11 protein-coding genes and 1 tRNA gene are annotated in these 14,973 nt (G+C 35.5%); 3 read left to right on the forward strand and 9 right to left on the reverse strand.

Features of this window, described 5'->3' with window-relative positions; translation table 11 throughout:
- Nucleotides 1-56: 56 nt before the first annotated feature.
- Together AAIE21_RS00515 and AAIE21_RS00520 are read right to left on the reverse strand one after the other, a co-directional pair.
- A complete protein-coding gene (locus AAIE21_RS00515; RefSeq protein ID WP_343264986.1) occupies nt 57-707 on the reverse strand; it encodes a hypothetical protein in 651 nt (216 codons plus the stop codon).
- A gap of 140 nt (nt 708-847) precedes the next feature.
- Nucleotides 848-1,780 carry a DMT family transporter gene (locus tag AAIE21_RS00520; RefSeq protein WP_343264987.1) on the reverse strand — a complete coding sequence of 311 codons (933 nt, stop codon included), beginning with the start codon at nt 1,778-1,780 and terminating at the stop codon, nt 848-850.
- 534 nt (nt 1,781-2,314) lie between these two features.
- Here AAIE21_RS00520 and AAIE21_RS00525 point away from each other — a divergent pair.
- The 3 genes from AAIE21_RS00525 to AAIE21_RS00535 all read left to right on the forward strand — a co-directional run bounded on the left by AAIE21_RS00525 (nt 2,315) and on the right by AAIE21_RS00535 (nt 4,473).
- Nucleotides 2,315-2,388: transfer RNA gene (locus AAIE21_RS00525), tRNA-Cys, on the forward strand.
- A 21-nt stretch (nt 2,389-2,409) separates the two neighbouring features.
- Complete coding sequence (locus AAIE21_RS00530) at nt 2,410-3,303, forward strand: LPD16 domain-containing protein (protein ID WP_343264988.1); 894 nt, start codon at nt 2,410-2,412, stop codon at nt 3,301-3,303.
- 18 nt (nt 3,304-3,321) lie between these two features.
- A complete protein-coding gene (locus AAIE21_RS00535) occupies nt 3,322-4,473 on the forward strand; it encodes a cysteine desulfurase family protein (protein ID WP_343264989.1) in 1,152 nt (383 codons plus the stop codon).
- Between the two features lie 360 nt (nt 4,474-4,833).
- Here the strand turns inward: AAIE21_RS00535 and parC are convergent, their stop codons facing one another.
- From parC to AAIE21_RS00570, 7 genes are all read right to left on the reverse strand, one after another.
- Entirely contained in the window at nt 4,834-7,254 is a 2,421-nt protein-coding gene (gene parC / locus AAIE21_RS00540) for a DNA topoisomerase IV subunit A (RefSeq protein WP_343264990.1), read from the reverse strand.
- A 1-nt stretch (nt 7,255) separates the two neighbouring features.
- A complete protein-coding gene (parE, locus tag AAIE21_RS00545; protein WP_343264991.1) occupies nt 7,256-9,220 on the reverse strand; it encodes a DNA topoisomerase IV subunit B in 1,965 nt (654 codons plus the stop codon).
- A gap of 374 nt (nt 9,221-9,594) precedes the next feature.
- Nucleotides 9,595-10,008, reverse strand: coding sequence for a CoA-binding protein (locus AAIE21_RS00550; protein WP_343264992.1), 414 nt, complete (start codon nt 10,006-10,008; stop codon nt 9,595-9,597).
- 72 nt (nt 10,009-10,080) lie between these two features.
- Nucleotides 10,081-11,310: a S1C family serine protease gene (locus AAIE21_RS00555; protein ID WP_343264994.1), complete on the reverse strand. Its 1,230-nt coding sequence runs from the start codon at nt 11,308-11,310 to the stop codon at nt 10,081-10,083.
- 527 nt (nt 11,311-11,837) lie between these two features.
- Nucleotides 11,838-12,515, reverse strand: a complete 678-nt coding sequence (locus AAIE21_RS00560; protein ID WP_343264995.1) for a response regulator transcription factor — start codon at nt 12,513-12,515, stop codon at nt 11,838-11,840.
- A gap of 18 nt (nt 12,516-12,533) precedes the next feature.
- A complete protein-coding gene (nrdG, locus tag AAIE21_RS00565) occupies nt 12,534-12,986 on the reverse strand; it encodes an anaerobic ribonucleoside-triphosphate reductase activating protein (protein WP_343264996.1) in 453 nt (150 codons plus the stop codon).
- Entirely contained in the window at nt 12,983-14,839 is a 1,857-nt protein-coding gene (locus AAIE21_RS00570) for an anaerobic ribonucleoside triphosphate reductase (RefSeq protein WP_343264997.1), read from the reverse strand. Before AAIE21_RS00570 ends, nrdG begins: the two co-directional genes overlap by 4 nt.
- Between the last annotated feature and the right edge of the window lie 134 nt (nt 14,840-14,973).

Genomic DNA, 14,973 nt, shown 5'->3' on the forward strand with positions numbered 1-14,973 from the left:
CTGCGCTTTTTAATTAGAAAACACAAGAAAACAGCCTCATCAGGCTGTTTTCTTTTTTACATAGTAATCTCAGTAGTGGTTACTGTGCTCACCTCATTTTTTGTTTGCTGATCTCGTACCACATCAGTAATTACTTTTACGGATGTAACATCATTGGGAGCTTGAGATAAGAAACAGATAAGTGTAACCTTCATTTTCTCCTTGGCATTTAAGCTTCTATTTTTTGGATCCGCATTCATTTTATATACATCTACTTGTTCACCATTACTTAAAACAAGTGTTTTAAAAGGACCTTGTTCCAAATCAAGTACTTGATCTGAAGTATTTTCTAAAGTGGTTGTAAATTGTATTGCATTCATTTGCTCTGTACTTAGTCCTCGTTCTTTTAAGTTGTATTTCCCAATTTCACTTACTTCTGTACTCTGAATTACCTTAATTCTTTCCACTTGAATATGAAGAGGCCCTGCTTCTATCATTGTATTGGGCTCACTTAATTGCTTTAGAATCACTGTTCCAAGTGGATGTTTTGCCTCTTGTCCTACTTGTGTTAATGGCTCTGTATAAGGCTTAGCTTTTACATTCGTTTCAGCTATAGGAGCTTTTTTAGTATCAGATTCTACTTCTTTCTCAGAATTCGTTTGATTGGAACAAGCAGATATAAATATACATACAGATACAGTCATTAAAAAGGAATATACTTTTTTCATTTATGGACTCCTTTATTACAGAATATAGTTAATATATTTATTACTGTTCTATAGTTCTTAATTTATTGTAAATTAACAGCGTATCTTTTTGAATATTGAAACCAATAATATATGCGATCTTATATTGAGAAAATTTATTGTTACATATTTTCGTGTCTGCTTCTTCCAAGCATTTCTTTACTTTCATTTGAAGAGTTAGTGATAACAAAAATACCTAAAATAACCAATGTCATTCCAAAAATATGATACCAGAAGAGAGATTCATGTAATATAAAGGCTGATAAAATTACTGTGCTTATAGGCATTAAAGCAGTAAATACTGCAGCTGTCCCCGCTGATACCACTTCTAACCCCTGATTCATTAATAGAACAGCTAATACAGTAATTACAACTCCTGTATATAATACGAGTAACCACGCCAATGGAGATACAGTAAAAAAGTTGAATTGTAAGGATTGATATATTGCAGAAGGTAAAAATAATATCGCACCTATCAAACTCATAATTGTTGTCATTGTTAAAGGTCTTAAAGGCGTAGAAATTAATTTCCCAAAGGAAAAGAAAATTGCTTCTCCAATCACAGCGCAGAAGATTAACATATTTCCTGTTAATGAGTGCGAGCCTACATTAAAATTTAAAAGTTGACCAAAAACATTGATAGACAATGTACCTAAAATAGTTAAAAGAATCCCTCCTATTTTATTCATTCCTAATCTTTCTTTTAGAAAAAAATAAGAGATTAAAGCCATTATTGCAGGCGTACAACTCATAATAATACCGCTATCTAAAGCTGTTGTTTGTCTTAAACCATATAATGTGCAAACACTAAATAAAAACACCCCTATAAAACTTTGAAGAAAAAATATGATGTAATCCTTTTTTACTAGTTTAGGCATTTTTTCACCTTTATATAAAAATAAAGGAAGTAATATTAAGCAAGCAATTAATAATCTAAGTTCAGAAGCAATAAATATCGGAAGTTCTTTAATAATGTATTTATTAACAATAACGAAACTTCCAATTGCAACCATTGCAAATGACATTTGAATATAAGCAATTGTTTGTTTGGACATATGGGATTCCTTTCTCACTAAATTGTTAGTATTAATAGTTTTATTTAGAATGTTGCTTGTTATGATTTTGATATTCAACTAATTACATAGCATAAACCCTTAAGCCTTCATGAGTTGAAAGATCTTCTATGTATGATGATTTCATGATTAAAAACTCGTTTATAGTGAATTGGCTCTTTAAAAAAATAAGGATTTCTAAAAATCATAACTAACAATAGCATACCGTATCCTATATTTACAAAATAAAAAATTGATTATCTTTTGAGAAATTTATACTAAATAATCAACCATAGCATAAAAAAATTATTTTATGCTTATGTTTCTTACCCTTTAAAAGCACTATTATTTTAAAATATTTTGTATATTTCTTTATTTTATATGAATGCTGATATTTTCAATAAATTTTCTAGGTATTCATTTTGATGTTGAGAAAAATAATTATATTCAGAATATTATTGACGATTATTTTTTAGGAATGATACTATGAACAACGTGATAAACAAGTTTCAAGTTAGCATCCAAACTCTATATGATGGCAGTGTAGCCAAGTGGTAAGGCATAGGTCTGCAAAACCTAATTCCTTGGTTCAAATCCAAGCACTGCCTCCATACATTTTAAGGGGGTAACATATGTCGAATTCAATGAATGTAAAAAAGAAAGGAATTCATCAATTAGTTGCATCAGAAGAAGAGATGATCACGTTAATCAGTGAAGAATTAAAAAATACTGCTCAAAAAGAATTAGTAATTATGTCAGGGCATTTTATGCTCTTTTTTAATGAAGAAACAAATAGCTTAACTCCTGGAATTATCGAAGAACAGAAAACAGATGTAATGAAAGAGAGGATTTCACGTAGAGTAGGTATATTCCCTTTATACACTTGGAATATCGGAATTCAATTAGGTGAGCAATTTTATGAACAATTTAAAGACATTAAATTCCTATTATTAATTAATGATTGGCAATACGTTCCATCTACAAACGCAAGCGTTAGTGATCTTCGTAAAGAGTTTTATGAGAGATATACAGAAATTCCAGAAGCTTACGTTACAAGTTTAGAAAAGAGTAAACACTTTAATCAGCAGAGTATCTTGTCTAGCCGAAAAAATCCGATCTTTTTTCCTGAAACTTGGCTCAAATATAGATTTCAAAAAAGTGCTAGTAAGCTAGTAAAAGAAGGGAAATTAGAAAAAAGAATACTAAACGATCGAGAAAATCAATCCGAAGTATCATTTGTAGATGAGGATGGAAATTATAAAACATTAATTAGTTGTGGTGTAACTGGATGTGCAGGAGAAATTACAGAAATGATAGCTGAGGTACATAAAGCGGGTTATAGAGCATTGTTATTATTCGCACCTGGAGAGTGTTACCAGCCAGTACGTACAGGTATTGAAATCGCTCTTAATCTATATAATTTAACAGGGATGAAAGTTATTGTTGCGGATCCTGGAGGAAGTGGCGAAATGTCAAAAGAAGAAATCTATGAAAAAACCGTTAATTTCTCTGTGTTTTCTTCGTGATAAAGGAGGGCAATGCTTATGAGACAGGTGTACTTAGATTATGCTGCTACTACTCCATGTCATAATAAAGTGATCGAAGTGGTAGAGAAGTACATGAAAACAGAATTTGCAAATCCTTCATCACAGCATGTGATGGGAAAAAAAGCACAGTATGCGGTGTATCAAGCGAAAAGTAAGATTGCAAGTTCTATTGGTGCTCATAAAGAAGAAATAATATTTACTTCGGGTGCAACAGAAAGTAACAACTTGGCGTTATTAGGAGCAATTGATTATCATGAAAAAGAACCCGTAAATGTAATTCTGTCACCTATAGACCATAAATCAATTTTAGAGGTTGGAAAAGAGTTACAAAGAAGAGGTATTATCGTAAAATATGTGGATATTAAGCGTGATGGAACCATTTGCTTAGATTCATTGAGACGCTTATTAGATGATGATACAAGGGTTGTTAGTTTTGCATATGTTAATTCTGAGGTGGGAACAATTCAACCTATCAATGAGATTGCTGCTTTATGCAGAAAGTATAGAACATTGATACATGTAGATGCTGTTCAAGCTTTTGGAAAAATACCAATAGATGTAAAAGAATTGGATATAGATGCTTTATCATTATCTGGACATAAAATTTACGGACCTAAAGGTATAGGCATTTTATATGTAAACCAGCACAAACAAGAATATTTACGTCCTTTATTATTTGGTGGTGAACAAACATATTTGCGCAGTGGGACATTACCAACTTCACTAATAGCTGGTATGGGCGTAGCTAGTGATATAGCTATATTAGAACTAAAAGAGAATTATGAAAAAGCACTGAAATTAAGAACAATTGTTATAAATCAAATTCAACAAGAAATACCTCTATCTCGCGTAAATGTGTGTATGGAAAATAGCATACCTCATATTATAAATATAATGATCCCAAATATTAGTTCAGAAACACTTATAGCAGGTATGAGAACTGTTTCTATTTCTTCGGGATCTGCTTGTAATTCAAACAGTTTAGAACCGTCATATGTATTACAAGAGATTGGATTATCCAAAGAAGAAGCTAATAGTTCTATTCGTATATCAATTAGTCCATATTTAAATGAAGAAGAAATTTTATACGCTGTTGATGAGATTATAGCTAAAATTAAAGATATTTATTGTGTGCAACAGGGATTTTAAAAACAATATAAAAGCACTATTCTTTCTGTATATTTTCACAGAAAGAATAGTGCTTTTTGTGCTTCACAACAGTCTAAGATTTTAACAAAGAAGTTATAACCTGAAACAATATATTTTCGAGAGTACCTTATATTCTTAATATAATGGTGACGTACTGTAACTACCGTTTCTACCAATATATAATGACCCTTATTTTTCATCCTAATTCTTTGTGACTTACTTTCATGAAAAAACGAAAAGAATTAGAATCGTGGTGAGTTTAAAGTCCTACTACTCCAAGAAACCCATGTTCTATATAGAACATGGGTTTCACTAATACGATGTGTATATTTAATTGGAATTCTTACTATCGTTTATTCACTATGTCCGTTTCTTCGTCCACGTCTCAATCACTTCACCGGTATCACTAACATCTAACACTAGACTACCGTTACTATAGCGGTCTTTATTACGGAACGCTTTGGGATCTATTTCTTCTACAATTTGTTTTTCTGTTTTCATATAAACAAGTTCATCATCCCGAACAATTTCAATACCAACAATACGGTATGGATTACGTTTTAACTCTTTAAAAATAACAAGACCTCGCTTGGCTCTTGTTGATTTCTCAATTTCGGAAGCTTTTAACCGCTTAACTGCACCGCGCTGCGTTACGAGAATCAATTGATCCTTTTCACTATTTAACGGTTTACCAGAAGCAACATAATCATCCTCTTTTAAATTAATCGCTTTTACACCAGCTGCTCTTACACCAACTGGACTTACCTCTTCTTCACCAAAAATAAGTGCATATGCACCGTGTGTTGCAAGAACAATATCACTTGTTCCATCTGTTGCAAATATATCTACAACTTCGTCCTCTTTTTTCAAGTTTACGGCAACAAACGCTCTTGAATAACGCTGTACTTTATACTGATTTAATTCTGTTTTCTTAATCATACCATTCCGCGTCACAAATACGATAAATCGCTTTTCTTCCTCAAAATCCGGTACAACAGTCGCCCAAATTAACGTCTCATCTCGGTCAAGTGAAACTATATTCGCAACGTGCTGACCTAAATCTTTCCAACGAATATCCGGCATTTCATATACAGGAAGATAAATATAATTTCCTTTATTCGTGAATAAGAGAACTGTTTCTGTTGTATTTGTATCGAAACGTTCGAGTAAGATGTCGCCCTCTTTCATACCGAAGTCTTTTCCGTTCGATGCATTATGCGAGCGCCAACCTGTTCGTTTCACATAACCTTCTTTCGTTACAGTAACGATGACATCTTCTTGCGGAATCATAACTTCCACATCAATTTTAATTTCTTCAATTTCCTCTTCAATAACAGCACGGCGATTATCGCTATACGTTTTCTTTACTCTCTTTAAGTCCGCTTTAATGACTTGAAGAAGCCTTTTCTCACTTTGTAAAATCGCTTGTAATTCTGTAATTTTCTTTTGCAGTTCTTCTGCTTCTTTCTCTAGTGCTGTAATGTCAGTATTTGTTAAACGATACAGTTGCAGTGACACAATCGCTTCTGCCTGTGCTTCTGTAAATCCGAATTTTGCACTTAAATTATCTTTAGCATTACGTTTATCTTTAGATGCTCGAATTGTTTCAATTACCTGATCTAAAATCGATAATGCTTTCATTAAACCTGCCACAATATGCTGGCGGTTTTCTGCTTTTCTAAGTTCATATTCTGAACGGCGTGTAACAACTTCTTTTTGATGACCAATGTACGCATCTAAAATTTTTGGTAACGTCATTAATGTTGGTCGACGATTATTTATAGCCACCATATTGAAGTTATATGGAACTTGTAAATCAGTATTTTTATATAAATAATTTAAAATACCTTCTGCGTTTGCTTCCTTTTTTAGTTCCACAACAATACGAAGACCTGTACGATCTGTCTCATCACGGACTTCAGCGATTCCATCAAGTTTTTTATCTAGACGTAATTCATCCATTTTCTTTACTAGATTCGCTTTGTTTACTTCATATGGAATTTCTGTAATGACAATTTGCTGTTTGCCACCGCGAATCGTTTCAACTTCCGCTTTTCCGCGAATGATGATTTTTCCTTTTCCTGTTTCATACGCTTTTTTTATTCCATCAAGTCCTTGAATAATGCCACCTGTTGGAAAATCAGGCCCTTTAATAACCGTTAATAAGTCATCTACCGTACTATTAGGCTTATCAATACGCATCATTGTTGCATCAATCACTTCTCCAAGATGATGCGGTGGAATTTCTGTTGCATATCCAGCTGAAATCCCTGTCGATCCATTTACTAATAGATTCGGGAACATTGCTGGCAGAACAACTGGTTCTTCACTTGTATCGTCAAAGTTTGATACAAATTCTACTGTCTCTTTATCAATATCACGGAGTAACTCAGATGCAATTGGCGATAAACGAGCTTCTGTATAACGCATTGCCGCCGCTGGATCACCGTCGACACTACCATTATTTCCGTGCATTTCAACTAATACGTTACGTACTTTCCAATCTTGACTTAAACGTACCATCGCTTCATATACAGAAGAATCACCGTGTGGATGATAGTTACCGATAACATTACCAACTGTTTTAGCCGATTTACGAAATGGTTTATCGTGTACGTTTCCTTCTACATACATTGAATATAAAATTCGACGTTGTACTGGCTTTAAACCATCACGCGCATCTGGTAGCGCGCGATCTTGAATAATATATTTACTATAACGTGCAAAGCGGTCACCTAACACGTCTTCAAGCGGGAGGTCATGAAACTTCTCTGCCTGCATGTTATTCCACCTCCGTCTCCATAATCATTTCACTCTCTAAAATATTACCTTCTTCTTGCATGCCAAACTGTACATTACGCTCAATCCATTTTCGACGTGGTTCTACTTTATCACCCATCAATGTCGTCACGCGACGTTCTGCTCTTGCTGCATCATCAATTTTCACGCGAATTAGCGTACGCGTTTCTGGATTCATTGTTGTTTCCCATAATTGATCGGCATTCATTTCGCCAAGACCTTTATAGCGCTGCAACATATATCCTTTACCGACCTTTTTCGTTACGCCATCTAATTCTTCATCTGACCATGCATATTCAATGACTTCGCTTTTCCCTTTTCCTTTACTTACTTTATATAAAGGTGGAAGAGCAATAAATACTTTACCCGCTTCGATTAACGGCTTCATATAACGGTAGAAGAACGTAAGTAGTAACACTTGAATATGTGCGCCATCCGTATCAGCATCGGTCATAATTACGACTTTATCATAGTTGATATCTTCGACAGTAAATTCATTCCCAACGCCGCCACCAATTGCATAGATAATCGTATTAATCTCTTCATTTTTGAAAATATCAGCAAGCTTTGCCTTCTCCGTATTAATTACTTTACCTCGCAGTGGCAAGACAGCTTGGAAACGGCGATCACGCCCTTGCTTTGCAGAGCCACCAGCAGAATCACCCTCTACTAAATATAATTCGTTCTTTTGTGGATTTCGTGATTGCGCAGGTGTTAACTTCCCGCTCAATGTTCCTTCTGAACGTTTTTTCTTCTTACCAGTACGCGCTTCTTCCCTAGCTTTACGTGCTGCCTCACGTGCTTGTGCTGCCTTAATCGCCTTTCTCACAAGAAGTGTTGCTACATCAGGATTTTCTTCTAAAAAGTACGCTAAATGCTCTGAGACAACTGCATCTACTGATGAACGTCCTTCACTTGTACCAAGCTTTCCTTTCGTTTGGCCTTCAAATTGAAGTAAATCCTCTGGTACACGCACAGAAACAATGGCAGCTACTCCTTCTCGAATATCTGTACCTTCTAAGTTTTTATCTTTCTCTTTTAAAAGAGAAACTTTACGAGCATATTCATTAAAAACACGTGTCATCGCTGTTTTAAATCCAGCCTCATGTGTCCCACCGTCTTTCGTACGTACATTGTTTACGAATGAAAGAATGTTTTCTGAATAACCATCGTTAAATTGAAATGCAAGCTCTGCTTCAATTCCATTTTGTTCACCAGTAAAGTAAACAACTGGATGGATAGAGTCCTTTTCTTCGTTTAAGTAAGAAACAAATGCTTCAATTCCTGTTTCATAATGAAAAACATCTTCTAAATCATTTCGCTCATCTTTTATAGTAATTTTCATACCTTTTAACAGAAATGCAGATTCACGTAACCTCTCACATAACGTTTCATAGTTATAATTTGTTGTACTGAAAATTGATGGATCTGGTTTAAAATGCATCGTTGTTCCAGACTGTTTTGTTTTCCCGATTTTTTCTAGTGTCGTTGCAGGAACACCGCCATTTTCAAAACGTTGTTCGTATATATTTCCATCACGTTTAATTGTTACAACAAGCCATTCTGATAAAGCATTTACCACCGATGCACCAACGCCGTGTAAACCGCCACTTGTTTTATATCCGCCTTGTCCAAACTTACCTCCTGCATGAAGTACAGTTAAAATCACTTCAGGTGTAGGTTTTCCAAGCTTATGCATTCCCGTAGGCATTCCGCGCCCTTTATCAATAACACTAATACTATTATCTTTATGTATTACAACAGAAATTTCGTCGCCGAATCCCGCTAATGCTTCATCAACGGAGTTATCTACTATTTCGTATACTAAATGATGCAACCCACGGCTATCCGTGCTCCCGATATACATACCCGGGCGTTTTCGCACAGCTTCAAGACCTTCAAGCACTTGAATTGCATCTTCATTATATTGAAATTGATGCTTTGCCAAACTCCTTGCCCCTTTCCTAATCCAAATCAGAACATATGTTTCTATTATAGAATAACGCCTTAACCATACTTTTGGCAAGTTGTGTTATGTCTTTTATATACCATTTTCAAAAGAAAAATCCTTGTTTTGTACAAGGATTCCTCTAGGCTACTATTTCAGAAAAATAATCGTTTGTCAACGAGAAATGGATATGTATTCCAATTACATACTCCACCATTTTACAATTACCCAAATGACAATTATCCAAAATGGGATAACAAGTAGTAATCCCCACAAACAGCCTTTAAAAAATCTCATGATGAACACCTCGTTCATCTGCCTAGTTCCAAAGTGTTAACTAAAGCTGAATCGACCTTTCGCTTACAATATCTAGACTACCTCGTCATCGCATGTTCTACTTTGATACAGCGATCCATAATGACAGTATAGCCTTTTCCTTTTAAAAATGTATATGTATCTTCATCTTGTACTCCTAATTGTGCCCAAAAAACATCTGCATCAATCTCTACAAATTCTTTTGCAACGTCCATTAAAAATTCAGAACGACGGAATACATTTACGATATCGACATGCTCCTTAATATCTTTTAATGACGAAACCGCTTTTTCCCCTAGCACTTCATCTATGGCCGGATTTACTGGGATAATACGATATCCTGCATCTTGCATCGCTTTTGAAACCATATATGATGTACGTTCTGGTTTATCGGATAATCCAACAACCGCGATGGTTTTACTTTTTTTCAATACTTCACCAATTTCCGTACGAGTTGGGTTTTCAATTGTCATAGTAAATCCCTCCTATTCTTTTAGTATAGCCGATAAAGAAAGTCTCTTTCAATACGAAAGAGACTTTCTTTATTAATTCTTAGCAGAAGAGTTATCTGCTAAAGTAGCTGTTTTCGTCATTTTTTCACCATTACGATAGAATGTTACTTCAATTTTATCTCCAACTTTTTTCTTCTCATATAAATATTTACGGAATTGAAGTGAGTTTTCTACTGTTTGACCATCTAATGCTACAACAACGTCATACTGCTGAAGGCCTGCTTTTTCAGCTGGTGAAACAGGATAAATTTTGCTTAAGAGAACACCCTTTGTAACATCTTTTGGTAATTTTAATTGTCCTAATGCATACGGTGGGTAATCCTCAAGAGATGCCACTCCTACTCCCATCGCTGGACGTTTTACCGCTCCATCTTTTTCAAGGGATTCCATAACTGGTTTTGCCACATTGATTGGAATAGCAAACCCGATTCCTTCTACTTCTTGCTGCGCAATTTTACTAGAATTAATACCGATTACTTCACCATTTTGATTGAATAGAGCACCACCGCTGTTCCCAGGGTTAATCGCTGCATCCGTTTGAATGACTTGTGCTTGCCAATCTACCTGTTTGTCACCGTTAATATCTACTGGAATTTCACGTTCTTTACTACTAATAATCCCTTCCGTTACACTACCATCAAAACCTAGTGGATTCCCAATCGCAATTGCCGGTTCACCAGCACGAATTTTACTAGAATCACCAAGTGTAGCTACTTTATTAATATTAGATCCGTCAATCTCTACAACAGCCAAATCTAACCAAGGGTCTTTCCCAACTAATTTCGCATCTACTGTTTTATCATTACTTAACCTTACTGCAAGCTTATTGGCTCCCTCTACTACGTGATTGTTCGTTACGATAAGAGCTTTATTGCCAACCTTTTTATAAATTACACCCGATCCTGACCCAGCCTTTTGCTCTTCACCTACTTGCTCCATCGCAAATGGGTCGATGCTCTGTTGCATATTGATAACACCTACAACTACTTCTTTTGCTCCTTCAATCATACCAGGTAAATCCGTTTCACCCTTTACTTTATTGACAACAGGAACCACAGTTCCCTCTACTTTTGAATTAGAAGTTAAAACCGTCCCATTTCCATTTGTCCATGGCATATACGGTGCTGCAAAACTAATGGAAACAGCTCCGATAACCGCTCCAACTAGCCCTGTAAAAAAGTACCCTTTTTTACTACCTGACTTTTTTACTTCTCTCGTTTCACTATGCTCTTCATTCATATTCGGTCCGTCATAATATCCCATAATTGATATCCCCTCTCTGCTGAATTCGTATTTTCAGTATAGTCACATTTTGTGTCCTTCTTGTGAACTCATCGTGAAATCCAATTAAAAAAATACTCTTATTCATCATTGTAGACAAAAAATCTATAATTTGTACATTTTTATCTACAAAAGAGAGTGTAAATGTACTATATTTTCAACATATAAGTTGCGACTATGAAAACAAAAGGAGACCTCCACTCGTTTTCTCCCTTTGTTTTCAATCGGCATGGGGCTAAAAAAGGCTCTGATCGCTTCTAGCCATGGACGGATCCTCTCTCCCAACCAAAAGGAAAGCTTTTTTATCAGCTCTCCACTATATATTGATTTCGTACCACTTTACTACTGGCTATGAAAACTAAAAGAGACCTACATTCGTTTTCTCTTTCTGTTTTCAATCGGCATGGGGCTAAAAAAGGCTCTGACCGCTTCTAGCCATGGACGGATCCTCTCTCCCAACCAAAAGGAAAGCTTTTCTATCGTTTTTTCTATTACGTAGTATTGAAAAACTATTCCTCGAACTTATACCCAACTCGAATGACAGTTCCAATATGCTTTGCTTTATCGCCTAGCTTATTACGCAATTTTTTTATATGTGTATCTACAGTACGGTCATCACCATAATAATCATATCCCCAGAGTTGATCTAATAAATGTTGGCGTGATAATACGATGCCTTTGTTCTCCATTAAATAAACAAGAAGTTCAAACTCTTTATGCGTTAATATAATTTCTTCTCCGTTTATCGATACTGTACGCGAAAGTCGATTCACATCGATTCCCGCCATAGAGAGTGCATTCTCTTCTGCAACTCCTACTACCCCATCAGCACGCTTTAATAATGTTTTCGCCCTAGCTACTAGTACTTTGGGACTAAAAGGCTTTGTTACATATTCATCAGCCCCAAGTTCAAAACCTAACAGCGTGTCATCTTCATCAGAACGTGCTGTAAGCATAATAATTGGTACTGCTGACTCTTTTCGAATGCGACGACAGACAGACCAACCATCTATTTCTGGTAACATAATATCTAACATAATTAAATCAATTGTATGTTCAGCAAATAATTCTAACGCTTGTTTTCCATCTTCAGCTTCTATCACTTCAAAACCTTCATTGCGAAAATAATCACTAACAATTTCACGTAATCTTCTTTCATCTTCAACAAGTAATACCGTTTTATTCATCTGACCTATCCCGCCTTTTTACTCTTTCAATCGAATAATACGTTGATTGGAGCTTCCGCGAAATGGAAGTGTTAAATCTCTTTTTTCAAGTTCAAACCTTCCATCGACCAGAACATCCCCATAATGTAACAACTCTATCATATCATTATTTTGAGAACTCTGTATCTCTTCTAGCGTATAACCTGTGTAAATCCATAAGTCTTTTTTCAAAGCCTTCACGGATTTTGCTACTTCTTTTACTTCTGCAGCTTGAAAAAATGGATCTCCACCTGAAAATGTTACATCAGTAAGCGGATTTTTGGCAATCTCTTTTACGATTTCTTCTACGGTCATTTCAGTACCATTACAAATATTCCATGACTTAGGGTTATGACACCCTAAACAACGATGCGGACAGCCCGCAAAAAACACGACTGTCCGCAACCCTTCCCCATCTACTACACTATCATGAATAATGTTCATTACCCTCATTTATGTTTCACCCGATCCGCTTCTTCACTACGCTTCGCACTATTCCATTTGGACATATCACCTACAAGATATCCTGTTATACGGCGAATTCTTTCTATTTCATTCTCATCTTCATTCCCGCAACTTGGACATTCATTATCAATTACACTGTGATAACCACAGCACTTACAACGATCGACTGGATGATTAATTGATCCATATCCAACTCCGTACTCCGACATTGCCTGCACAATTTGTTTTAATGCTTTTTGATTATGAACTGCTGCTCCATCTAATTCAATATACGTAATGTGTCCACCATTACAAAGTGCATGAAATGGCCCTTCTAAACGTATTTTATCAATTGCTTGAATGGAGTAATAAACTGGTATATGGAATGAATTTGTATAATAATTATGATTTGTCACACCGCTAATGATTCCAAATTCATCTCGATCTTTTTTAACAAACTTTCCTGATAACCCTTCCGCAGGAGTGGCAATTAAGGAGAAATTCAGCTGATGTTCTTCCGTCGCCACATCCATTTTGCTTCTCATAAAGGTCACGATTTCATTTCCAAGATCCCACGATTCTTTATCTTCCCCGTGGTGTTTGCCTGTTAAAACAACTAAACATTCTGCAAGACCGATAAAACCAATACTTAACGTTCCTTGTTTTAAAATTTCAGCAACGGAATCTTCAGGATGCAATTTTTCTCCGTCACGCCATACTCCTTGTGAATATAAAAAGTGAAAATCTCTTGCCTTTTTCGTACATTGGTAAGCAAATCTTTCTAATAGTTGACCAATGCCAAGATCCACATAATAATTTAAAGCTTCAAAAAATGCTTCTTTTGAACCGCTAATCAATGCTAATTTCACGAGGTTAATAGAAGTAAACGATAAATTCCCTCTTCCAATTGCAGTCTCTTCTCCATGAATATTGGACATAACACGCGTACGACAGCCCATATAACATACTTCGCTTTCTGGACGACCATCATAGTGCATAGCATTAAACGATGCATCTAAAAATGAAAAATTCGGGAACAACCGCTCAGCTGTCGTTTCCAATGCCAATTCAAATAAATCATAGTTCGGATCACTCTCTTCAAAGTTGACACCTTTTTTCAGCTTAAAAATTTGAATTGGGAAAATAGGTGTCTCCCCTTTTCCTAATCCTGCTTGCGTCGCTCGTAATAATTGTCTAATTAACATGCGTCCTTCTTTTGATGTATCCGTTCCGTAGTTAATGGAAATAAATGGAACTTGTCCACCACCTCTACTATGCATGCTATTGGAATTATGAATAAATGCTTCACAAGCTTGATACGTATCATTCTCTGTTTCTTTCCATGCAAAATCTTCTACTTGTTCTTTTGTTAACGGATACGTCCCTAATCTCTTCTTATTTCTCTCAAATGTTTTTCTCACATACGGTGCTAAATCAATGTCAAATAACGCAAATGATTGCCCGCCGTGCTGCATATTTTGATTCGCTTGAAAAATAATCGAAGAAAGTGCCAATGCACTCTTAATATCCTGAGGTTGTCTCATATGTCCATGCCCAGTATGAAATCCTTTCTCAAGCATTTGTGCTAAAGGAATTTGCGAACACGTTGTCGTACCTGTCGCATAAAAATCTAAATCATGTGGGTATAATATATTTTGACTGATTGCTTTTTTCACTTGTTCAGAAAGTAACTGTTCCATTGCATAATATTTTGCGCTCTCAGATGCGAATGTTCCCATCATCCCCATAGGAGACCGTCCATCAACATTTGCATTTTCTTGCATTAAATCTTGCTCATTCCCATGGACAATTGTTTCAAACATCTTCACCAATTCTTCTTCACGTGCACTTTGTTTCATCATTTCCAAAACCTCCAACAACATCTTGTTAATCTACTAACAAAATGATACAACATATAGTCTTAATCAATCTGTGAGAAATGTAACATTCCTGTGAAAGTTTTTTAAAGAAACTTTGAATTTTTCATTTACAAAAA

The organism is Paenibacillus sp. 102, assembly GCF_039549175.1.
Lineage (GTDB): Bacteria > Bacillota > Bacilli > Bacillales > Bacillaceae_G > Bacillus_A.